Source organism: Pseudomonas sp. BP6 (assembly GCF_017875935.1).
In the GTDB taxonomy this organism is placed as follows: Bacteria; Pseudomonadota; Gammaproteobacteria; order Pseudomonadales; family Pseudomonadaceae; genus Aquipseudomonas; species Aquipseudomonas putida_Y.
In genome coordinates this window covers 2057726-2081093 of sequence record NZ_JAGINI010000001.1, presented here as the reverse complement: position 1 = coordinate 2081093, position 23368 = coordinate 2057726, and the positions used below count along the sequence as shown (strand labels likewise).

At 63.9% G+C, this 23368-nt stretch carries 16 protein-coding genes; 10 read left to right on the top strand and 6 right to left on the bottom strand.

Annotation, left to right across the window (positions count from 1 at the left end):
- Positions 1 to 17: 17 nt before the first annotated feature.
- The gene (locus J3A98_RS09505; RefSeq protein WP_176683259.1) at positions 18 to 284 is read right to left on the bottom strand and encodes a hypothetical protein; all 267 of its coding nucleotides are present in this window, start codon (positions 282 to 284) and stop codon (positions 18 to 20) included.
- Between J3A98_RS09505 and J3A98_RS09500 the strand changes: the two genes are divergently transcribed.
- The 3 genes from J3A98_RS09500 (at position 283) to J3A98_RS09490 (ending at position 3726) form a co-directional block, all read left to right on the top strand.
- Positions 283 to 1902 carry an NADP-dependent glyceraldehyde-3-phosphate dehydrogenase gene (locus J3A98_RS09500; RefSeq protein WP_176683394.1) on the top strand — a complete coding sequence of 540 codons (1620 nt, stop codon included), beginning with the start codon at positions 283 to 285 and terminating at the stop codon, positions 1900 to 1902. The two genes, J3A98_RS09505 and J3A98_RS09500, sit on opposite strands and share 2 nt — an antisense overlap.
- Before the next feature lie 111 nt (positions 1903 to 2013).
- The gene (locus tag J3A98_RS09495) at positions 2014 to 2493 is read left to right on the top strand and encodes a VOC family protein (protein WP_176683393.1); all 480 of its coding nucleotides are present in this window, start codon (positions 2014 to 2016) and stop codon (positions 2491 to 2493) included.
- 51 nt (positions 2494 to 2544) lie between these two features.
- Positions 2545 to 3726: a hypothetical protein gene (locus J3A98_RS09490; protein WP_209965582.1), complete on the top strand. Its 1182-nt coding sequence runs from the start codon at positions 2545 to 2547 to the stop codon at positions 3724 to 3726.
- 79 nt (positions 3727 to 3805) lie between these two features.
- Here the strand turns inward: J3A98_RS09490 and ilvA are convergent, their stop codons facing one another.
- Together ilvA and J3A98_RS09480 are read right to left on the bottom strand one after the other, a co-directional pair.
- On the bottom strand, positions 3806 to 5365 hold the full coding sequence (gene ilvA, locus J3A98_RS09485; protein WP_209965579.1) for a threonine ammonia-lyase, biosynthetic: 1560 nt from the start codon (positions 5363 to 5365) through the stop codon (positions 3806 to 3808).
- A 181-nt stretch (positions 5366 to 5546) separates the two neighbouring features.
- Positions 5547 to 5978, bottom strand: coding sequence for a PACE efflux transporter (locus J3A98_RS09480; protein ID WP_176683390.1), 432 nt, complete (start codon positions 5976 to 5978; stop codon positions 5547 to 5549).
- Positions 5979 to 6170: 192 nt separating this feature from the next.
- On the opposite strand from J3A98_RS09480, the gene nrfB reads away from it, so the two are divergent.
- The 4 genes from nrfB (at position 6171) to J3A98_RS09460 (ending at position 13396) form a co-directional block, all read left to right on the top strand.
- Positions 6171 to 8345 (top strand): cyclic di-3',5'-guanylate-activated glycosyltransferase NrfB, encoded by a 2175-nt coding sequence (nrfB, locus tag J3A98_RS09475; protein WP_209965576.1) that lies wholly within the window; start codon positions 6171 to 6173, stop codon positions 8343 to 8345.
- Positions 8342 to 11341 carry a phage receptor gene (locus J3A98_RS09470; RefSeq protein WP_209965574.1) on the top strand — a complete coding sequence of 1000 codons (3000 nt, stop codon included), beginning with the start codon at positions 8342 to 8344 and terminating at the stop codon, positions 11339 to 11341. Before nrfB ends, J3A98_RS09470 begins: the two co-directional genes overlap by 4 nt.
- The gene (locus tag J3A98_RS09465) at positions 11341 to 12180 is read left to right on the top strand and encodes a DUF4434 family protein (RefSeq protein WP_209965572.1); all 840 of its coding nucleotides are present in this window, start codon (positions 11341 to 11343) and stop codon (positions 12178 to 12180) included. The genes J3A98_RS09470 and J3A98_RS09465 overlap by 1 nt, the downstream gene beginning before the upstream one ends.
- Before the next feature lie 124 nt (positions 12181 to 12304).
- Complete coding sequence (locus J3A98_RS09460; RefSeq protein ID WP_209965569.1) at positions 12305 to 13396, top strand: GGDEF domain-containing protein; 1092 nt, start codon at positions 12305 to 12307, stop codon at positions 13394 to 13396.
- Positions 13397 to 13427: 31 nt separating this feature from the next.
- On the opposite strand, the gene J3A98_RS09455 is transcribed toward J3A98_RS09460, so the two are convergent.
- Positions 13428 to 14729, bottom strand: a complete 1302-nt coding sequence (locus J3A98_RS09455) for an ATP-binding protein (RefSeq protein WP_176683385.1) — start codon at positions 14727 to 14729, stop codon at positions 13428 to 13430.
- A gap of 6 nt (positions 14730 to 14735) precedes the next feature.
- Positions 14736 to 15437 (bottom strand): response regulator transcription factor, encoded by a 702-nt coding sequence (locus tag J3A98_RS09450; protein WP_019437505.1) that lies wholly within the window; start codon positions 15435 to 15437, stop codon positions 14736 to 14738.
- Positions 15438 to 15682: 245 nt separating this feature from the next.
- On the opposite strand from J3A98_RS09450, the gene J3A98_RS09445 reads away from it, so the two are divergent.
- From J3A98_RS09445 to mobA, 3 genes are all read left to right on the top strand, one after another.
- Entirely contained in the window at positions 15683 to 16858 is a 1176-nt protein-coding gene (locus J3A98_RS09445; protein ID WP_209965567.1) for an efflux RND transporter periplasmic adaptor subunit, read from the top strand.
- Between the two features lie 11 nt (positions 16859 to 16869).
- Positions 16870 to 19998 (top strand): efflux RND transporter permease subunit, encoded by a 3129-nt coding sequence (locus tag J3A98_RS09440; RefSeq protein WP_209965565.1) that lies wholly within the window; start codon positions 16870 to 16872, stop codon positions 19996 to 19998.
- 61 nt (positions 19999 to 20059) lie between these two features.
- The gene (gene mobA, locus J3A98_RS09435) at positions 20060 to 20635 is read left to right on the top strand and encodes a molybdenum cofactor guanylyltransferase MobA (RefSeq protein ID WP_209965563.1); all 576 of its coding nucleotides are present in this window, start codon (positions 20060 to 20062) and stop codon (positions 20633 to 20635) included.
- Between the two features lie 931 nt (positions 20636 to 21566).
- Here mobA and J3A98_RS09430 read toward each other — a convergent pair.
- Positions 21567 to 23240, bottom strand: a complete 1674-nt coding sequence (locus tag J3A98_RS09430; protein WP_209965561.1) for a fatty acid CoA ligase family protein — start codon at positions 23238 to 23240, stop codon at positions 21567 to 21569.
- Positions 23241 to 23368 lie beyond the last annotated feature (128 nt).

Here is a 23368-nt window from a genome sequence, read left to right as displayed (position 1 = left end):
GATCAAGTTTCATGGCGTCAAATTACCCGCATCAAACCGGTGCTCAGCATAACTTTTGCTATAACCATGCCCATCAAGCGTCCGCCGCCCATTTCGCTATCAATGAATAACCTTTGACGCCTTCTCTTAGCATAAACGACCGTCAGGTTGCCGACTGCTTGCCGCCAGGCATGGGCAGCGATGTTGAGCCAGACTGGTGTTTTTCCGGCAGCCAGTGCATGCTCGTAGCTGAAACGATTCAACCGACTTGAAAACCGCCCTTTGATGTGAGGTGCAGTACCCATGGACCGTTTGCTCGATTCACTCTTCCCCAGCGCCGAGAACATCCCGGAAACCTGGCGCCTGGGGGCCCCACTGGAACAACGCGACTACCTGGTCAACGGAGAGCTCAGGCGCTGGGACGGCCCGTTGGCCACGGTGCGCAGCCCGGTGTGGCTCAAGCAAGGCGACGAAGAGCATCAGGTCATACTGGGCAGCGCCCCGCTGCTGGATGCCGAGACCGCGCTTACCGCCCTCGATGCCGCCGTGCAGGCCTATGACAAAGGCCGTGGCGCCTGGCCGAACATGCGCGTGGCCGAGCGTATCCAGCATGTCGAAACCTTCCTTGCACGCATGCGTGAACAGCGCCAGGCCGTGGTCAAGCTGCTGATGTGGGAGATTGGCAAGAACCTGAAGGATTCGGAAAAGGAATTCGACCGCACCTGCGACTACATCGTCGACACCATCAACGCCCTCAAGGACCTGGACCGCCGCTCCAGCCGCTTCGAACTGGAACAAGGCACCCTCGGCCAGATCCGTCGCGTCCCGTTGGGCGTGGCCCTGTGCATGGGGCCCTACAACTACCCACTGAACGAGACGTTTACCACGCTGATCCCGGCGCTGATCATGGGCAACACCGTGGTGTTCAAGCCGGCCAAGTTCGGCGTACTGCTGATTCGCCCCTTGCTCGAAGCGTTCCGCGACAGCTTCCCGCCAGGCGTGATCAATGTCATCTATGGTCGTGGCCGGGAAACGGTGAGCGCGCTGATGGCCAGCGGCAAGGTCGATGTTTTCGCCTTCATCGGTACCCATAAAGCCGCCAGCGACCTGAAGAAACTGCACCCACGCCCGCATCGCCTGCGCGCCGCACTGGGCCTGGACGCCAAGAACCCGGGCATCGTGCTGCCCCAGGTCGACCTCGACAACGCTGTCGAAGAGGCCGTCACCGGCGCGCTGTCGTTCAACGGCCAGCGCTGCACGGCACTGAAGATCCTGTTCGTCCATGAGGATGTGGTCGAGGCCTTCCTGGACAAATTCCAGCGCAAACTGGCCGCGCTCAAGCCCGGCATGCCGTGGGAACCTGGCGTGGCGCTGACGCCGTTGCCCGAACCCGGCAAGGTCGACTACCTCGATGGCCTGGTTGCCGATGCGACGGACAAGGGCGCACGCGTGCTCAACGAAAATGGCGGGCACAGCCGCGGTTCATTCTTCTACCCGGCCTTGCTGTACCCGGTCAGCCGGGAAATGCGCGTGTACCACGAGGAGCAGTTCGGCCCACTGGTACCGGTGGTGCCCTACCGCGACCTGCAAACGGTGATCGACTATGTACTGGACTCCGACTACGGCCAGCAACTGAGCCTGTTCGGCAACGACCCGGCCACCATCGGCAGCCTCGTCGACATCTTTGCCAACCAGGTCGGGCGCATCAACATCAACGCCCAGTGCCAACGCGGGCCGGACACCTACCCGTTCAACGGCCGCAAGAACAGTGCCGAGGGCACGCTGTCCGTGGATGACGCTTTGCGTGTGTTTTCCATCCGGACGCTGGTCGCCACACGCTTCCAGGAGGCCAACAAAGCGCTGATCAGCGAGATCATCCGCAACCGCCAGTCGGGCTTCCTGACCACCGACTACATCTTCTGACCCGCCGCGCTTAGAGACAATCGATCTAGCGTCACTGTCGATTTTCCATCTGGGCGAACGACTCTAAGCAACAGGGCGCCGTCCGGCGCCCATTGCACAGGAGAGTCGAACATGGCAGTCAAACCTATCCCCGAAGGCCAGCACAGCATCACGCCCTACCTGGCCATCAACGACGCCGCCAAGGCCATCGAGTTCTACAAGCAAGCCTTTGGGGCGGTGGAAATGTTCCGCCTCGATGCCCCAGGCGGTCGCGTTGGCCATGCCGAACTGAGAATCGGCGATTCTTCGCTGATGCTGGGCGACCCCTGCGACATGGAAGGCGGCCTCACCGCCAGCCAGAAACTCAGCGGTGCGGGTGTAGGCCTGCACTTGTATGTTGCAGACTGCGACAAGGTCTACGCCCAGGCCTTGGCCGCCGGGGGCATCCAGTTACACCCCTTGACCGACCAGTTTTACGGTGACCGCAGCGGCACCCTGAAAGATCCGTTTGGCAACATCTGGTTCGTTTCCACCCACAAGGAGGACCTGACCCCCGACGAGATTCGCGCCCGCGCCGCGAAGATGTTCGGCGGAAGCCAAGCGGCGAGTTGAAAGCCGCGCGACTTTGCTTGAAGCTTGAGGCTCGTAGCTTGGAGCTGCTTCATGCGAATCATCGACAAAACCGCCACTCAGGTGCGCAGCCTGACCCCCGCCGAAGAGGAACTGCTGGTCGGCTTTGCCACCGGCAGCCTCGCCGGCCCGCGCCTGCTACAGGCCAACCAGCTACTGATGAACGTGCGCAACGCCAACCAGTGGCTGGCTTGCGACTGCCGCAACGATGCCTTGCCGGTGCTCAACGTCACCCTCAACGGCAGCACCGGCACGCTCTTCCTCAAGAACAACCCGGGCACCGCCGAGCACGCGCCAGGCTGCCCGTTCACCAAGGACGAGCGGGAAGCCGCCGAACGTGAAAACGATCCTGTCCCCCCCGCCGCCTGGCTGCCACCCGATACACCCTTGCGCCTGATCAGCGACTTCCGTGCTGGCACGGCCGGTAGCGTCGGCGATGGCAACGACAGACGCGAACAGCAGCGCCTGCTGTCACTGCTGCTGACCTGGATTGAAACCAGCGGGCTCAACCTTTACGCCACTCACCTGAAAAAAGACCTGACCACACAATTTGCCGAGTTGCGCAGCGTGGCCAGCCGCTATCCGCTGCTGGAGCGGGTGCCCGCCAGCAACTACCTGGAAACCCGCCTGGACATGAAGCACATGATGATGCTCAAGTCCCGCCTGCGCGAAGCCTCCGTGTTCGGCAACCATCGCCGCCACGGCCTGCTGCTGGACTGCGTCGACCAGATCAAAGGGCGCAAGTTGTTCAACAACCGCAGCGAGGAAGGCTTCGACTTCCAGGGGCATCACCTGTACTGGGGCGGGAGCCGCACCACCGGGCCGTTGCTGGCCCTGATGATCTACTCGCCAACCAGCGCCGGTAGCCATTTCTATGAGTTGATCCATGTGGCCAGTGTGCCCGTGCTGTCGCGCGCGCACCTGTTCCCGGTGTACCGCGATGAAGAGCGCGAGCCGCTCAAGGCATTGGTGTCGCTGATCGACTGGATGGCCAGTAAAGGCGTGAAGGTGCAGATGCGTCGCCCCGTGATCGGTGGGCAGGTGATGGATGAGCTGGTGCTGACCTCGGACCAGGACCGGGTGTTGTCAGTGTCGCTGCTGGAACAGCCCATCGGCCCCGAGCCGGACACCGAGAACTTCAAGCGCTACGCCGACTTCAAAAGCCTGGAAACGTTCCGCAAGTTCGTTGCCGGTTTTTTCATGCGCGAGCGTTGAAACCCATTCGTTGGCTCACGCAGCGATCAAAGGCGGCAAGCAAGCGGCTAGACACGCTTGCATTGGCCACACGTGTGCGTCAGCCCAGGAACAGCTTGTACGCCGGGTTGTCAGTCTCGTCCCAATACTGATACCCCATCTCATCCAGCGTCAACGGCAAGCTCGCCAGCTCGTCCGCTGGCACTTCCAAAGCAGCGAACACCCGAGCCTGCGCCGCACCATGGTTGCGGTAATGGAACAGGCTGATGTTCCAGCGCTTGCCCAACCGCTCCAGAAACCCCAGCAACGCCCCTGGCCGTTCGGGGAACTCGAAGCGCATTACCCGCTCATCCGCCCCTGGCGCGGCATGCCCGCCTACGGTATGGCGCACATGCAGCTTTGCCAGCTCGTTGTCGGTCAGGTCGAGCACGCTGTACCCCTGCTCCCGCAAGCTGGCCAGCAACTGCTCACGTGGGTCGTGCACCGGGTGGGTCTGCACCCCCACGAACAGGCGCGCCTCCTTGCCTGCATGGTAGCGGTAGTTGAATTCGGTGATCTGCCGCTTGCCCAGTGCCTGGCAAAAGGCACGAAAGCTGCCCGGCTGTTCCGGAATTGTCACGGCGATGATCGCCTCGCGCTGCTCACCGAGCTCGGCCCGCTCGGCCACATGGCGCAAGCGGTCGAAATTGACGTTGGCGCCGGAGTCGATGGCCACCAGGGTCTGCCCCTGTACACCTTCACGCGCCACGTACTTCTTGATACCTGCCACAGCCAGGGCCCCGGACGGCTCGGTGATCGAACGGGTGTCGTCGTAGATATCCTTGATCGCCGCGCACAGCTCGTCACTGCTCACCGTCACCACCTCGTCGACGAAGTGGCGGCACAGCTCGAAGCAATGGGCACCGATCTGCGCCACCGCCACGCCATCGGCAAAGGTGCCGACCTGCGGCAGGATCACACGTTCGCCGACGGCCATGGCAGCCTGCAGGCAGTTGGAATCCATCGGCTCGACGCCGATCACCTTCACTTCAGGACGCAGGTACTTCACATAGGCGGCAATACCGGCGATCAAGCCGCCACCGCCCACGGGCACGAAGATAGCGTCCAGCGCCCCCGGGCGCTGACGGAGGATCTCCATGGCCACGGTACCCTGCCCGGCGATCACATCTGGGTCATCGAACGGTGGCACGAAGGTCGCGCCTTCGCTGTCGGCCAGCTTCAGTGCGTGGGCCAGCGCATGCGGAAAGCTCTCGCCCTGCAGCACCACATGCCCGCCGCGCGAACGCACGCCTTCGACTTTCAACGATGGCGTGGTGGTGGGCATGACGATGGTTGCCTTGATACCCAGGTGCGATGCCGCCAAAGCCACTCCCTGGGCATGGTTGCCCGCCGACGCGGTGATCACCCCGCGCTGACGCTGCGCATCGGTCAGACGCGACAGGCGGGTATAGGCACCCCGGATCTTGAACGAAAACGTAGGCTGCAGGTCTTCGCGCTTGAGCAACACCTGGTTGCCCAGTGTGGCAGACAAGGCCGGAGCCGCTTGCAGGGGCGTTTCGATGGCCAGGTCGTACACCGGCGCGGCAAGAATGCGCCGCACCTGCTCCGACAGCAGTTGCTGAGGGGTGACGGTAGTACGAGGGACACTGAAGCTGGTCATCGATGACTCCTTGGCTATTTTCACGTTGCCCAGGAGTCAGAGAGAAAAAACCCGCCTCCAGGGCGGGTTCGGTGCACGTACGCGCTAGCCCGCCAAGCTGATAATGGCGGTAATAATAATGGCGTTCACGTGCGGGAATGTATTCATGGTGCAGGAACTTAGCCTGCCTCGCGGCCGAAAGTCAACACTTGGCCTGCTGCGCCGAAAGCGGCACATCGAACACCTTGTCGAAGCCCCACTGGAAGACAAAGGCGTAAACGAAGAAGAACACGAACAGCGCCAGGTTGGTCAGCAGTGCCGCCCACAGGCTCACGTCCAGCCAGTACGCTACCAGCGGCAGCAGAATCACCACCAGCCCACCCTCGAAGCCCAGCGCATGCAGCAGGCGCCGCAGGAAAGTGCGCTCACGCTTGTGCTGGCGCGCTTCCCAACGTTCGAATACCCAGTTGTAACCCATGTTCCAGCTCATCGCGATGCCTGACATCAGCACCGACAGCAGGGTCGACTGCGCCATGCCGGCGCCGAACGCCAGCTCCAGTGCGGGCGCCACGCAGGCGACGGCGATGGCCTCATAGAGAATGGCCTGGACGATCTTGCGGGCCTTGCCTTGCATGTTCAGCTCCCTGAATGAACGACCTGTAAAGCTACAAGATGCAGCCCGCAAGAAACAGCCCGAAATTTGGACAATCCCGCGTTCGGCTGCTTGTATCTATTCCGTACATGACAGTGACATCTCCTGCACCTTCGTCGAGGGAACGAGCGAGGATAAGACGATGGCCCACTCTGCCCTGCCGGTGGCTGACACATGAGCCTGGTATTCATCGATTTTCTCACTTACCTGCTGTTCGGCCTGAAGCTCCTGGCGATCACCCTTGCCTCGTTGATGTTCCTGTTGGGCCTGGACGACCTGTTCATCGATCTGTGCTATTGGGGACGCACGCTGATCCGGCGTTTTCGCATCTACGGCAAGTTCGAAAGGGCCGATGAGAAGCGCTTGTACGAAGTCCCGGAAAAACCTTTGGCCATCATGGTCCCCGCCTGGAACGAAGTCGGCGTGGTCGGTGAAATGGCCCGCCTGGCCGCTTCGACCATCGACTACGAGAACTACCAGATCTTTGTCGGCACCTACCCCAACGACCCGCAAACCCAGGCCGACGTGGACGCGGTGTGCCTGCACTTCCCCAACGTGCACAAAGTGGTCTGCGCCCGCCCCGGCCCCACCAGCAAGGCCGACTGCCTGAACAACATCATCGACGCGCTGCTGCGCTTCCAGCAGGACGCCGGCATCGAGTTCGCCGGTTTCATCCTGCATGACGCCGAAGACGTGATCTCGCCGATGGAGCTGCGCCTGTTCAACTACCTGCTGCCGAGCAAGGACATGATCCAGATCCCGGTGTATCCCTACGCACCGGCGTGGAAGGGCTTTACTGCCGGCCACTATGTCGACGAGTTTGCCGAAAACCACGGCAAGGACGTGATCGTGCGCGAAGCGCTGACCGGCCAGGTGCCCAGTGCTGGCGTCGGCACCTGCTTCAGCCGCCGCGCCATCAGCGCACTGCTCGAGGACGGTGACGGCATCGCCTTTGACGTACAGAGCCTGACCGAGGACTACGACATCGGCTTTCGCCTGAAGCAAAAAGGCATGAAGTGCATTTTCGCCCGCTATTCCATCACCGATCCGGCGCTGACCCTGAAGCAGGAATGGCGCCCGGGCATGAGCCGCGAATTCTCCCAGGTGATCTGCGTGCGCGAGCACTTCCCGCGTGACTGGCAGCATGCCATCCGACAGAAGTCGCGCTGGATCGTCGGCATCGTGTTCCAGGGCACCAGCAACCTCGGCTGGAGCCGAAAAGGTGCGCTCAACTATTTCCTCTGGCGTGACCGCCGCGGGCTGTTCGCCTACCTGCTGAGCTTCCTGGTCAACCTGTTGCTGCTGGTGTTGCTGGCCATGTGGTTAGTTACGGTGATTGCGCCGGAGTCATGGCGTTTCATGTCGATCCTCAGCGACAGCTGGTTGCTGTCGACCCTGCTGTGGCTGAACGGCCTGTTGCTGCTCAACCGGCTGTTCCAGCGCGCCTGGTTCGTCACCCGCTTCTATGGCATTGGCGAGGGCTTGCTGTCAGCGCCGCGGATGATGTGGAGCAACTTCGTCAACTTCTTCGCCAACCTGCGTGCCCTGCGCCAGGTAATGGAAATGGGCGATTCGCGGCGCGTGGCCTGGGACAAGACCACCCACGAGTTCCCCGCCATCGCCACCCCGGCTCGCACACCACTGGGCCAGCGCCTGGTGGCCAAGGGCCTGATCACCGACGAACAACTGCAGCAGGCCATCACCAGCCCGGTTCGTCGGCGCCTGGGCCGCGAACTGCTACTGCGTGGCTGGCTGAACAGTGAGCAGTTGGTGGCCACCCTGGCCGAGCAACTGGACCTGCCCTGGGCACCGCTGAACCCGTTCAAGCTCGACCCGCAACTGATCGCCAAACTGCCGCGCAAGCTGGCCACCCATTACGGTGTACTGCCAGTGGACGAAGACGGCGACACGTTGATCCTGGCCAGTGAAAGCCCGGTCAGCCAGGTGTCGCTGGGTGTGATCAGCCGCCAGCTGAAACGCCCGGTCAAGGCACGCCTGGCCCCCCAGGGCCGGGTCACACTGGGGCTTCGCTACCACTACCCAAGCCCCTGGCAGCATCAAGAAACCCGAGACATGCTGGCCGTGCTCGAACGCCACCAGGACGACGAAGCGCTGCTGGAGCGAGTCAGCCATCACCAAGTCATGCTAGGCGCGCTACTGCAGGTGCGCGGTATGGTCCCTGTCACCCTGTTCAACCAGGCGTTGATCGACTTCGATCCCGAACACCAAAGCCTCGGCGAGCACCTGATCGCCCGCGGCATCATCACCAGGCAGGTGCTGGAGCAGGCCCTGATCGAACAGGCCAGTGAACAGCAAGTGGCTATTGATCTGACCCGGGAGGTGGCATGAAGCCGCGTTTTTCCCTTACTTTCACTGGCCTGCTGCTGTGCTCCGCTGCCCTGCCCGTTGCCGCTTCGGCACCGATGACCGACTTCCAGCGGTTCACCAGCTTTCCGTTCATGGACCGCAGCTATCGCGAGGCCAGGAAAGATAACTGGGCTGAAGTCGAGCGCCTGACCCGCCATGTGCTGGGCCGGGTGCCGAACAACGACGAAGCCCGCGCCCTGCTGGTCGAAGCCCTGGCCCGCCAGCGCCGTTACAAGGAGGCTCAAGCGCTGGCCGAACAGCTAGGCGACAGCCCCGAATACGCCGACACCCTGCTGGAGCTGCGCCTGACCTGGATCGAGCAGGACCCGCCACCGGCCAGCCAGGTGGAGCAATGGCTGGTCGCCAGCGACGGCAACCACCGGATACGCCTGTGGCAGGCCTACAGCCTGAGCTTGGCCAAGTTTGGAGGCGCTGCCAAAGCGCTGGAATGGCTCAACCAGCTACCGCCCGGGGGCGACGGCCAGGTACTGCGCCTGGCCCGGGCCAACTTCGCCGAACAGCTGCGCAACTGGAAGGAAACCATCGAGCAACTGCAGCCGTTGGCCGACACAGGCCAGTTGCCTGCCGAAGACTGGCAACGCCTGGCCAATGCCTATATCCAGCAAGTTGACGAAAAGGGCCTGACTGCGCTGCTGGCCCACGCCCCCTCCCCCGCAGCGGCCAACCAGACGCGGCTGGCCATGGCCAACCGCGCCATTGCCGTCGGCCACCACCAGCAGGCCCAACGTTGGCTGCAGTCGCTACCGCCTGATCAACTGCAGAAACCCGAACAGCGCCAGCAACTTTGGCAACTGGCCCGCGAAGGCGACGATGCGGCGCTGGTGCGACGCCTGAGCAACGACCTGCAGCGCCCCTGCCTCGAAACGGTCGACTGGCTGTCACATCAAGACCCGGACCTGGCCCGGGAACAGTTCAAGGGCTGCTCCGCCAGCTCCGACCCACGGGCTTATGCCGTGCTCAAGCAGCGCCTGTATGGCGCCCCACCGCCGCAGCCGCGCACCACCGCAGAATGGGAACAACGCTATCGACAGACCGGCGACCTCGCCGCACTGGAGCAAACCACCTTCCTGTTGACCGAACAGGGCCACGGCGATCACGCACGGCAATTGCTGGAGCAGGCCTACGACCGCCGCCAGGGCCGCCTCGGCCCATCGCTGCTACAGCGGCTGGGCAACCTGTATGCCCGCAACGACGGGCCCCTGGACAGCCGCCGCATGCTCGGCCTGATACCCCGGGTCAACGCCAACACCCGCGCCCAGTTGCTCGGACGGCTGGCCGAAGCCGGCCAGTGCGATGCCGTACGCCAGGCAGTGCCGGCCAACCCGAGCGAACCTGGCCAGTACCGTGCCCTGGGGCGCTGTGCCATGCCCGACCAGCCGGGTGAGGCGGTGGTCTACTACCAGGCTGCCGAGCGCCTGGGCGGCCCTGGCAACCGTCTGCCGCTGGCCTACGCACTCGAAGCGGCCGGCGACTCCGAAACCGCCCAGTCCATCTGGCGCAGCCTGCCAGACAGCGCCTTTACCGATAATGCCCGCCTCACCGCCGCACGCGGCGCGCTGAATGCAGGCGACGCCGATGCAGCGCGCCGCTACTGGGACGCTGCCGCGCACCAAAGCGCCGACGACTGGGCGTTGGGCGCCGCCATCGCCCAGCGCCAAGGTGACCCGCAGACCGCGCTGGGCTTCCAGCGCCAGGCGCTGGCGCACAACCCGCGCGCCGATCACTACTACGCCGCATCCGGCACTGCGCAACTGGCCGGTAACAGTGCGCAGAGCACCGTCTGGCTAGCCGAAGCCGTGCGCCTGGCTCCCGACCAGCCGCGCTATCGCGCCGACTACGGCATGCGCCTGGCTGGCTCGACGGACAAGGCTCAGCGCATGCAATCGATCCCCTACCTTGAGCGCGCCACTCGCGACTTCCCCGAGGACTACCGCCTTGGCGAAACACTTGCCTTGCGCTACGACGAACATGCAGACAGCGCTGCGGCACGCCGCGAACTGCGCCGCATCCTCGACGTAGAGCAGAACCTGATCGACGGTGATGACGAATACGGCAGCCTGGAGGCCCGCAAGTACCGCCAGCGCCGCGCTCACGAGAGCCTGTCACGTCGCGACACCATTACCCTGGCCAGCACCTGGTCGCCGGCTGGCACCTCGACCAACGACAAATTTCTCGACAACGGCCAGCGCAGCGGCAGCTTGCGCCGGGCGCAATCGCAGAACGTGCAGTTGGCCATGTGGGACCATGCTCTGGGCGAGGAGCCCAGCCGCAATGGCAGCACCCTGTCAGTGTATGGCCGGGTACTGTTCGGTGGCCAAAGCCGCACCGACTATGCGCAGAGCATGGGTACCGGTGTCGGCCTGCGCTACAAACCGCTCGGCCAGGCCAACCTCAACCTGTATGCCGAGCTTTACCACCAGCGGCAGGTCGACGAAGCCCACTACCGCGGCCTCAGCCTTGGCCAACTGCTGAGCCCGGCCAAGGTCGGCGGCAACTGGGGCGATTTGCGCCACCACGCCGAATCGAGCAATGACCTGCTGCTGCGCGCCACCGCCTCGTTCCTCGACCAGGGAGGCTGGCGCAACGACTGGCGCATCGATGAGGACGACTGGAACGAACGGTTCCTCTACCTCGATGCTGCCTGGTGGACCCGCGCCGGCGACCATGCCTGGCTGTCGCGCTACCAGCAAGGCCACGCCTGGAAGCTGCCGGGCAGCTCGCCGCAAACCCTCATGCCCTACGGCTTTGTCGAGTTCTCCAGCCAGGACCCTGGCAACGACTGGCGCCAGGACGCCCGCGCCGGTGTCGGCGTGCGCTGGCAATGGTGGTTCGACGACGACCGCTACAACGCCTACCGCGGCTCGCTGAAAGTGCGTGCCGAGTACCAGCAATCGTTGGGCGGTAACCTTTACGAGCGCGCCAACGGCGTGCTGGTCGGTGCGGAGATGACCTTCTGATGCGTGCGCTCATCGCCTTCTGCCTGCTAGCCCTGTGCCTACCGGCCACAGCTGACCAGCGCCTGTTCTATCAACCCCTGAACCGCGATGCCAGCGTCACGCCCGCCCAGTGGCAGCACCTGTGGCAAACCACCGCGGCCCAAGGTGGCAAAACCCTGATCGTGCAATGGAGTGCCTATGGCGACAGCGATTTCGGCGGAGCCAAAGGCTGGCTGGCCAACAGCCTGCGCACGGCGCGTGCCGAAGGCCTGCAGTTGGTGCTGGGGCTGTACATGGACCCGGCCTACTACCAGCGCCTCGACGAGCTGGATGGCGAAGGCCTGAACAGCTACTGGAAAGCGCAGCTGGGGCGTTCGCTCAGCCAGTACCAGCAACTGCGCCAGGCCTGGCAGTTGCCAGTGGACGGCTGGTACCTGCCCATGGAGCTGGACGACCAGCATCTACGCGAGGCCGAACGGCGTGATGCGCTGTACAGCCAGCTACAGGCCTTCAACCGCCGGTTGGACAAGCCGTTGCATATCAGCGCCTTCAGCACGGGCAAGCTGTCGCCGCGGGTCAATGCCGTCTGGCTGGATCAACTGGCCGGCTTGGGCTTGACTGTGTGGTGGCAGGATGGCGCCGGCACCGGACGTTTGCCGGCGTTGGTGCGTCAGGGCTATGAGCAGGCCCTGCCGTGCCGGGTGGGTGTGGTGCGTGAGGCGTTCCGCCAGGTGAGCGCGCCCGAGCAGGCGTTTCGGGCGGAGCTTGCCGAGCCCCGGCTGGGTAGCGGGTGCCATGCCGAGGCAGTGTTTGCCTTGCGCTACCGGCCCTGGGCCAGGGGTGTCTTGCCACAGCAATGAGTCGCCAGGGCCGGCCTCTTCGCGGATAAACCCACAGGTCCCCCACACCGTACGGTCCCTGTAGGAGCGGGTTTACCCGCGAAAGGTCCAGGCCTGAAAAAGTAGTAGCCTCAGGAGCCCACCGATGCTCAAGACCATCGAAGCACACGTACGCCAGCAGGTCGCGCCTGCTGCCCTGCGCACCGAGTTCCGCCAGCACGAATTCGAGTCCATGCGCTCGTTCTGCCTGCTGGTGTTCTGCATCAGCGTCTCGATCTGGCTGGTCTTCGACCTGATCGTCAGCTTCCTCGGCGGCCAAGGCTTCACCTGGCTGTCCTTTCTGTTCATCGCCCTGCTCGGCGGCCTGATCGTAGTGCTGCATTTCACCCGCCGCAGCCATCACTTCGACGTGCTCAACCTGCTGTTCATTACCGTCATTACCCTGGGTATGCGCCTGGTGATCGAAGGCCTCCCGATGGCCCTGCGCCCGGTGTGGTTGGTACTTGGGGTTTCCACCGTGCTGTATGCCATGTCGGTGCTGCCAGTGCGGCGCTGGTCATTCTTCTGCGCCATGGTCATCACCTGGGTGATGCTTAATCCGTTCTACCACACCCGCATCGAGCCCCATGCGCTCGAAGGCGCCATGCTGATCAGCTATGCCGTGTTTCTAAGCGGCCTGGTCAGCTACAGCTACCTACAGATCCGCAAGGCCAAGCTGCACAATTTCTACCTGTCCAAGGTGTTGCTGGAGCAAGCCTACGTCGATGCCCTGACCGACATTCCCAACCGCCGCTCGTTCATGGCCCAGGCCGACCGCCAACTACGGATGGCGACGTCCGGGCAGTACCTGGCAATGATCGATATCGACAATTTCAAGCGGGTCAATGACCGCTTCGGCCATGACGTCGGCGATGAGGTGCTCAAGCGCGTGGCCCTGCATATCAAGGCGAGCATGGCCGACCAAGCGTTTGCCCGACTGGGGGGTGAAGAGTTTGCGATCTTCTTTGAAGGGCTGGATCAGCAAGGGGCCGAGCAGCGAGTGGCAGCGCTGTGCCAGCGCGTGCGCGAAGACGTTGGCGAGCACCCGGTCACCATCAGCATTGGTCTGGCCAGGGTTGACCGAGGAGAGAGCCTGACTACAGCACTGGTCCGCGCCGACCAGGCGCTATATGAAGCCAAACACACCGGCAAGGATCGCTTTGTATTGTGGTCCAGCCAACTGGCAGAGCAGGATTAGCAGGCCCGGCCCCTTCGCGGTTGCAACCAACCTATGATCCGGCAGGCAAACGAATCCTGAACTGCGCCCCACCCAGCGCCGACTGCGCCAGGGTCAAGGTGCCACCCTGCCCCTCGATCGCCCGCCGGCTGATCGCCAACCCAAGGCCAAAACCACCGGTGTTGCGATCGCGGCTGCGGTCCAGACGGTAGAACGGCTGGAACACCCGCTCGCGCTCCTCCACAGGCACGCCAATCCCGTCATCCTCCACCGTCAGCAGGCAGGCGCCATCGGCTTCCAGGCGCAAGCGCAGCAACAGGCTTTCATCGCAATAGCGCATGGCATTGCGCACCAGGTTCTGCACCGCGCGCGCCGTCAGCCGCGGGTCCAGTACAAAGCGCGGCAACTCACCCTCGGCCCGCACTTCCCAGTGGATACCGCGCCCATCGAGTTCCTCGGCAAAGCCGCCAAGCACACTGTCGACCAGTTCCAGCAGCGATACCTCCACCCGCTCCCGCGCCTGGTCGGCGTTGTACAACCGGCTGTAGGACAGCAGCTCCAGCACCAGTTCATCCAGCTCGCGCACATGCCCGACCAACTCCAGCAGGCGTTTGCGACTGGCTGGCGGCACTTCGTCGAACAGCAGCACCAGGCCGAAATCCAGCCGGGTCAGTGGCGTGCGCAACTCGTGCGAAACCGCATTCAGCAGTTCACGCTGCTGGTTGACGTGGCGTTCCAGGTCACTGGCCATGGTGTCGAATACCCCGGCCAGTTCACCAATGTTGGAGTGAGGCGAAATGTGCGTACGTTCGGCCATCTGCCCCTGGCCCAGGCGCCGAGCGGTCTCCTTGAGGCGCTCCAGATCACGCCAGTGCGGCCAAACCCACAGCAGCAGGCACCCCAGCATGGCTGCACCAATCAACACGGTCACGCCCCACGACAGCACGTTGATGTCCAGCGGGTCTGGCGGGGAATGCAGGCGTACCAGCCACTCCTTGTCCAGCGGCGCCAGCACCGTCTCGTAATAGCCCCACTCGGCAATGCGCACAGCGTAAAGGCCATGCTCCAGGCGCGCCTGCTCCTCATCGCTCAAACCGGCCTGATCCATGCGCAGCAGCTGCAGTTGCAGCGGCGCGAAATCGCTGGCCAGTTCCTGCTCCACCGCTGGCCACTGCTCGCGCGGAGCCTGGCGGAACTGGCGCACGATCAACGCTTGTACACCCTTGGCCTGGTCCAGGTTGTAGGCCATGAACCGGTCGCGGAACAGGCCGACGATGGTGTCAGGGATGAACAGCAACGCGCCGGCGTAGGCGACGATGATCACCAGATACAGCCGCACCAGGATCTTGAGCATGGCCGATCAGCACTCCCACTCGACACGGCTGAACAGGTAGCCCTTGCCCCACACGGTCTTGATCTTGCGCGCTTCGCCGGCGTTGTCGTCGAACTTGCGCCGCAGCTTGGAAATGGCCACATCAACGGAGCGATCGGTGCCATTGAACTCGATGCCACGCAGCTGTTGCAGAATACGGTCGCGGTTCATCACCTCACCGGCATTGCGCGCCAGCACCACCAGCAGGTTGTACTCGCCGCTGGACAGCTCCACCTCCTCGCCGCGCCAACTCACCGTACGCTCGGCCAGGTCGATGCGCAGGCCACCAATCAGGATCAGGTCGTTGTCCAAACGCGGTTCGTTGACACTGCTGCGGCGCAGCAGTGTGCGCACCCGGGCCAGCAGCACGCGTGGCTCACAGGGTTTGGTCACGTAGTCGTCGGCCCCCATTTCCAGGCCAAGCACCTGGTCATGGCTGTCGTCGCGGGCGGTCAGCATCAGGATTGGCAGGGTCTGCGACTCCTGGCGCAGCAGCCGGCACAGCTGCAGGCCATCGATGCCCGGCAGCATCAGGTCAAGGATGACCAGATCAGGCCTTTGCCGACGGTACTCGTCCAACACATGATCGCCCCGGGCGATCACCTGGACATGGAAGTCGTTGCGTTGCAGGTAGCTGGCGATCAACTCGGACAGGGCGCTGTCGTCTTCGACCAGGAAAATGTTCGGCATAGGTGCTTGGGCGTCTGGGTTGAAGTAAGCCTGTGCCGGCCTCTTCGCGGGTAAACCCGCTCCTGCAGGTCCCCGTAGGAGCGGGTTTACCCGCGAAGAGGCCGGCACAGGCCCATGCAGAATATAGAACCCAACCACTCGACAGGATCATTCTTCACACTTTTTCACACTCGCCCTACAGGTATTAACAGCCGCCCAGGCAGCGTGTGCCTTAGCATATACAGGGTCATCATCGGAAGATCCGCATGCCTACTACCCTCTCCCCGTGCCTGCGCCCGTTGGCGCTCATGGCATTCCTGAGCCTGTCCCTGGCCGGTTGCAGCGACAGCGCCGAACCAGACGAACAGGCCCCCACTGCGCAAGTGCGCGTGGAAACCCTGCAACTGCAGCCACTGGCCATCAGCAGTGAACTCAGCGGCCGTATCCTCGCTCCACGCACCGCCGAAGTGCGTGCGCGGGTCGCAGGCGTGGTGCTCAAACGAGTGTACCGCGAAGGCAGCGACGTCAAGCAGGGTGATGTACTGTTCCTGATCGACCCGGCGCCGTTCAAGGCCGACCATGACAGCGCCCGCGCCACGCTGGCCAAGGCCGAGGCCACCCGGTACCAGGCGCGCCTGCAAGAGCAGCGCTACCGCGAGCTGGTCGACGATAAAGCCGTCAGCCGCCAGGAGTACGACAACGCCAAGGCCAGTTTCCTGCAGGCCGATGCCGAAGTGGCCGAAGCCAGGGCGGCGCTGGAGCGCGCCCGGCTGAACCTCGGCTATGCCACCGTGACCGCGCCGATTTCCGGCCGTATCGGCCGCGCCCAGGTCACCGAAGGCGCGCTGGTCGGGCAAAACGAAACCACCCCGCTGGCGACCATCCAGCAACTGGACCCGATCCATGCCGATGTCACCCAGTCTACCCGCGAGCTCAACGCCCTGCGCCGCGCCCTGCGCGCCGGCGAATTGCAGCAGGTGGGCGACGGCCAGGCACGCGCCACGCTGATCCAGGATGACGGCAGCGCCTACCCGCTGCCGGGCAAGCTGCTGTTCTCCGACATCAGCGTCGACCCCAGTACCAACCAGATCACCCTGCGCAGCGAGTTCCCCAACCCGGACCTCGACCTGCTGCCAGGCAGCTACGTGCGGGTACGCCTGGAGCAAGCGGTGCAACCCAAGGGCCTGAGCGTGCCGCAACGCGCCATCCTGCGCGACAGCGCCGGTGTGCCCAAGGTGCTTGTGGTAGACCAGCAAGCCCGGGTCAGCGACCGCCAGGTTGTACTGGGCAGCGCCCAGGGTGACCGCTGGATCGTCAGCGAGGGCCTGGCGGCCGGGGAGCGGGTGGTGGTCGAGGGCCTTCAGCACGTCAAGGCCGGTGACCAGGTGCAGGTTGACAATACACCCGCTGCCCCCCCCATCGCACAGCATACCGGCCAGTGAGGGCCTGATTCATGCCGCAATTCTTCATCGATCGCCCGGTATTCGCCTGGGTGGTCGCACTGTTCATCCTGCTGGCCGGCGCGCTGGCCATCCCGCAACTGCCGGTGGCCCAGTACCCCAACGTGGCACCGCCGCAGGTGGAAATCTACGCCGTGTACCCAGGCGCCTCGGCAGCGACCATGGACGAAAGCGTGGTCAGCCTGATCGAGCAGGAGCTCAACGGCGCCGACAACCTGCTGTACTTCGAGTCGCAGAGCAGCCTGGGCAGCGCCACCATCACTGCCACCTTCGCTCCGGGCACCCACCCGGACCTGGCTCAGGTCGATGTGCAGAACCGCCTGAAAGTGGTCGAGTCGCGCCTGCCACGCCCAGTCACCCAGCAGGGCCTGCAGGTAGAGAAAGTGTCCACCGGCTTCCTGCTGTTGGCGACCCTCACCTCCGAAGACGGCACGCTCGATGAAACCGCGCTGTCGGACATCCTTGCACGTAACGTGATGGACGAAATCCGCCGCCTCAAGGGCGTCGGCAAGGCCCAGTTGTATGGCTCCGAACGGGCCATGCGCATCTGGATCGACCCGCGCAAGCTGATCGGTTTCAACCTCACGCCCAACGATGTGGCCGAAGCCATCGCCGCGCAGAACGCCCAGGTCGCCCCTGGCAGCATCGGCGACCTGCCCAGCCGCAGCACCCAGGAAATCACCGCCAACGTGGTGGTCAAAGGCCAGTTGAGCAGCCCCGAAGAGTTTGCTGCGATTGTCCTGCGTGCCAAACCGGACGGCTCAACGGTCACCATCGGGGATGTCGCCCGGGTTGAAATCGGTGCCCAGGAATACCAGTACGGCACGCGCCTGAACGGCAAACCGGCCACCGCCTTCAGCGTGCAGTTGTCGCCCGGCGCCAACGCCATGGAAACCGCCACCCTGGTAAGGGCGAAGATGCAGGACCTGGCGCGCTACTTCCCGGAAGGCGTCAAGTACGACATCCCCTACGACACCTCGCCGTTCGTCAAGGTGTCGATCGAGCAGGTCATCAACACCCTGTTCGAGGCCATGCTGCTGGTATTCGCAGTCATGTTCCTGTTCCTGCAGAACCTGCGCTACACGCTGATCCCGACCCTGGTAGTGCCGGTGGCATTGATGGGCACCTTCGCCGTGATGCTGGCCTTGGGCTTCTCGGTCAATGTGCTGACACTGTTCGGCATGGTGCTGGCCATCGGCATTCTGGTCGACGATGCCATCGTGGTGGTGGAGAACGTCGAACGCATCATGGCCGAAGAAGGCTTGCCGCCCAAGCAAGCCACGCGCAAGGCCATGGGCCAGATCAGCGGTGCAATCGTCGGCATCACGCTGGTGCTGGTGGCGGTATTTCTGCCCATGGCCTTCATGCAAGGCTCGGTGGGGGTGATCTACCAGCAGTTCTCGCTGTCGATGGCGGTATCGATCCTGTTCTCGGCGTTTCTCGCCCTCAGCCTGACCCCGGCATTGTGCGCCACCCTGCTCAAACCCGTGGCCAAGGGCGAGCACCATGAACGCAAAGGCTTCTTTGGCTGGTTCAATCGCCGCTTCGAAAGCATGAGCGACGGCTACCAGCGCTGGGTGGTGCAGGCGCTCAAGCGCAGTGGCCGCTACCTGCTGGTGTACGCGGTGCTGCTGGCGGTGCTGGGCTACGGCTTCAGCCAGCTGCCTACGGCGTTCCTGCCCACCGAAGACCAGGGCTACACCATCACCGACATTCAACTGCCGCCGGGCGCCAGCCGCATGCGCACCGAACAGGTAGCCGCGCAGATCGAGGCGCATAACACCGAAGAACCGGGCGTGGGCAACACCACCTTGATCCTCGGCTTCAGCTTCTCCGGTAGCGGGCAGAACGCGGCGCTGGCCTTCACCACCCTCAAGGACTGGTCCGAGCGCAGCGCCGACGACAGTGCGCAGTCGATCGCCGACCGCGCGACCATGGCCTTCACCCAGCTCAAGGACGCGATAGCCTACTCGGTACTGCCGCCGCCCATCGACGGCCTCGGTGAGTCGACCGGCTTCGAATTTCGCCTTCAGGACCGTGGCGGCATGGGCCACGCCGAACTGATGGCAGCCCGTGACCAGTTGCTCGAAAGCGCCAGCAAAAGCAAGGTGCTGACCAACGTGCGCGAAGCCTCGCTGGCGGAAAGCCCGCAGGTGCAACTGGAAATCGACCGCCGTCAGGCTAATGCACTGGGCGTGTCGTTTGCCGATATCGGCACGGTGCTGGACGTGGCCGTGGGCTCCAGCTACGTCAACGATTTCCCCAACCAGGGCCGTATGCAGCGGGTGGTGGTGCAGGCCGAAGGTGACCAGCGCAGCCAGGTCGAGGACTTGCTGAACATTCACGTGCGCAACGACAGCGGCAAGATGGTGCCACTGGGCGCATTCGTTCAGGCCCGGTGGGTCAGCGGCCCGGTGCAGCTGACCCGCTACAACGGTTACCCGGCGGTATCGATCTCAGGCGAGCCAGCCGCCGGCTACAGCTCGGGCGAGGCCATGGCCGAAGTCGAGCGGCTGGTGGCGCAGCTCCCGGCCGGTACCGGCCTGGAATGGACCGGCCTGTCACTGCAGGAGCGGCTGTCCGGTAGCCAGGCCCCTCTGCTGATGGCGCTGTCGCTGCTGGTGGTATTCCTGTGCCTGGCTGCGCTGTACGAAAGCTGGTCGATCCCGACTGCGGTGCTGCTGGTCGTTCCGCTCGGTGTGCTCGGTGCGGTGCTGGCGGTGACCTTGCGCGGCATGCCCAACGACGTGTTCTTCAAGGTTGGCCTGATTACCCTGATCGGCCTGTCGGCGAAGAACGCCATCCTGATCATCGAGTTCGCCAAGCATCTGGTAGACCAGGGCGTGGACGCCGCCGACGCCGCCGTGCAAGCGGCCCGCCTGCGCCTGCGGCCGATCGTGATGACTTCGCTGGCGTTCATCCTCGGCGTGGTGCCCCTGGCCATCGCCAACGGCGCAAGCTCTGCCAGCCAGCAGGCGATCGGCACCGGGGTGATCGGCGGCATGCTCAGCGCCACCCTGGCGGTGGTGTTCGTGCCGGTGTTCTTCGTGGTGGTGATGCGCCTGTCCGGGCGACGCCAGGCGCATGACAGCGACGGGCAACCCGTGCCCCGCGAAAGCTGACTGGACAAGCCCGACGTGAAATGGGAGGGTTCCCGGCAATGACTGCCCGGAACCCTTTTTCATGCCTGACGCACTCCCCCCTTGCTCCATCCTCATTCTCGCCGGTGGCCGTGGCCAGCGCATGGGTGGCCGTGACAAGGGCCTGGTGGACTGGCAAGGCGAGCCATTGATTGCACATGTTCATCGAGTGGTGCGGCCATTGAGCGACGACCTGGTGATTTCCTGCAATCGCAACCAGGCGGCTTACCGGGCTTACGCCGACCGGTTGGTGGGCGATGCAGAAGCCGACTTCCCCGGGCCACTGGCGGGGGTGATTGCCGGGCTCAAGGTGGCACGTCATGGGTGGGTGGTGTTGCTGGCTTGCGATGCGCCCCTGGTTGATCGCGAATTGATCGAGGACCTGCTGCGGCTGGCAGTGACCGGTAACAGCGCGGCAATGGTGCGTCAGGGTGGTTTCTGGCAGCCGATGTTCAGCGTACTGCCCAAGCGGGTGTTGCCGGTGTTGGAGCAGGCCTGGGCAGCGGGTGAGCGGAGTTTGCAGAAGGCCCTGCTGCGCGAGGCGGTGCAAGGGCTGGAGTGCGCCGAGGGTGATCGCCGGCTAAGCAACTTCAACAGCCCGGAACGGCTGCAGGACTGAGGGCATGACACCGCCCACAGGTAATCCATAACACTTCAGGACTGTGGTGATCTCGTGGGGGCAGGCATGCCCGTGAAGAAACCAACGCGGTGGATGGCACCGGCTCTGCCGGTGTTCGCGGGTAAACCCGCTCCTACGACGGCCTGTGTCCAACCACCGATGTGTGTCCGCCACCAATCCAGGTGTAGGAGCGGGTTTACCCGCGAATACGGTGGCCGCTGCAACGCTGAATAGCCAGGGATACTGGCCAGCAGGGCCGGCCTCTTCGCGGGTGAACCCGCTCCTACGACGGCCTGTGTCCAACCACCGATGTGTGTCCGCCACCGATCAGGTGTAGGAGCGGGTTTACCCGCGAATACGGTGGCGGCGGCAACAGTGAATGACCAGGGATACGGGCTAGCAGGGCCGGCCCTTTCGCGGGTAAACCCGCTCCTACGACGGCCTGTGTCCAACCACCGATGTGCGTCCGCCACCGATCAGGTGTAGGAGCGGGTTTACCCGCGAATACGGTGGCGGCGGCAACAGTGAATGACCAGGGATACGGGCTAGCAGGGCCGGCCCTTTCGCGGGTAAACCCGCTCCTACGACGGCCTGTGTCCAACCACCGATGTGCGTCCGCCACCGATCAGGTGTAGGAGCGGGTTTACCCGCGAATACGGTGGCGGCGGCAACATTGAATGACCAGGGATACGGGCTAGCAGGGCCGGCCCTTTCGCGGGTAAACCCGCTCCTACGACGGCCTGTGTCCAACCACCGATGTGTGTCCGCCACCGATCAGGTGTAGGAGCGGGTTTACCCGCGAATACGGTGGCGGCGGCAACATTGAATGACCAGGGATACGGGCTAGCAGGGCCGGCCCTTTCGCGGGTAAACCCGCTCCTACAGGCTACCGCGCACAAGGCTGTTGCTTTCACCTTGCGCGCGTAAAAGGTCATCTGGCAGACAGCTCTTCGACACTGATCTCGCGCATCCGGAATTTCTGCACCTTGCCCGTAACCGTCATCGGGAACTCGTCGACAAAACGGAAGTACCGGGGCACCTTGAAGTGCGCAATCCTTGCCCTCGCCCACTCACGCAACTCTGCCTCGCTGGCAGTATGCCCCGGGTGCAGCCGCACCCAGGCCACGATCTCTTCACCGTACTTGCTGCACGGCACGCCAATCACCTGCACATCGGCCACCGCCGGGTGGGTGAAGAAGAACTCCTCCAGCTCGCGCGGGTAAATGTTCTCGCCGCCGCGAATGATCATGTCCTTGCTGCGCCCGACAATACGCACATAGCCCTGCTCGTCCATCACCGCCAGGTCGCCGGTGTGCATCCAGCCGTCTGCGTCAATGCTCTCGGCGGTGGCTTTTGGGCTGTTCCAGTAACCCAGCATCACGCTGTAGCCGCGGGTGCACAGTTCGCCGATCTCGCCACGCGGGACAGTGTTGCCTTCGGCGTCCACCACCTTGCTCTCCAGCCAGGGCTGGGTACGACCGACGCTGGTCACGCGACGCTCCAGGTCGTCAGCGGCACCGGTCTGCAAGGACACCGGGCTGGTCTCGGTCATGCCATAGGCAATCTGCATTTCGGCCATGTGCATCTCGCCAATCACCCGGCGCATCACCTCGATCGGGCAGGTCGCGCCGGCCATGATCCCGGTGCGAAGGCTCGACAGGTCGAATTCACCACGCTGCGGATGGTCCAGCTCGGCAATGAACATGGTCGGCACGCCATACAACGCAGTGGCTTTTTCCTGCGCCACTGCGCGCAGCGTGGCCAGCGGGTCGAAGGCATCGCTGGGGTAAATCATTGCGCTGCCGTGGGTCATGCAGCCAAGGTTGGCCATGACCATGCCGAAGCAGTGGTAAAGCGGAACCGGCACCACCAGCCGATCGTGCTCGGTAAGGCCCAGGCTTTCACCGACCATGTACCCGTTGTTGAGGATATTGCTGTGGCTAAGGGTGGCTCCCTTGGGGAAACCGGTGGTGCCTGAGGTGTACTGGATGTTGATCGGGTCGTCACAACGCAGTTGTGCCTGGCGTTCGGCCAGGGCCTCGCCGCTGACAACCTCGGCAAGGGCCTGCAATGCGTGCCAGGCCATAAACCCTGGCGGTGGCGACAGCGCCAGGCTGACCACGCCACGCAGCTCAGGGAAGCGCTCGCAGATCAGTGCGCCCGGTTGGCCGCTGGCCAGGCCCGGGAGCAGGCCCTGCAGCATGGCGTGGTAATCGGAGGTCTTGAAGGCGTCGGCACAGATCACCCAGCGGCAGCCGGACTGGCCAAGGGCATAGTCCAGTTCGCTGGAGCGGTAGGCCGGGTTGATGTTGACCAGGATCGCGCCAACCTTGGCGCTGGCGAACTGGGTAATGCACCACTCGGCGCAATTGGGTGCCCAGATGCCAAGACGGTCACCGGGCTGCACCCCCAGGGCCATCAGCGCGCGGGCGTGCTGGTCGACGGCGTCGGCCAGTTGCCGCCACGTGTAGCGCAGGGCCTGATGGTGCACCACCAGCGCCTCACGGTCGGGGAAGCGGGCCACGGTGGCATCGAACGCGTCGCCGATGCATTGGGTCAGCAGGGGCTTGTCCTGGTTGCCCTGGGTGTAGCTTGGCTGGGGCATGGGCGTTCTCTTGTTGTTCTTGTGTTTTCTGTGCTGGCTTATTCGCGGGTGAACCCGCTCCTACACCGGACGGCACCACATTTGGGGCCTGCGGTGGTTTTTGCAGGAGCGGGTTTACCCGCGAAGAA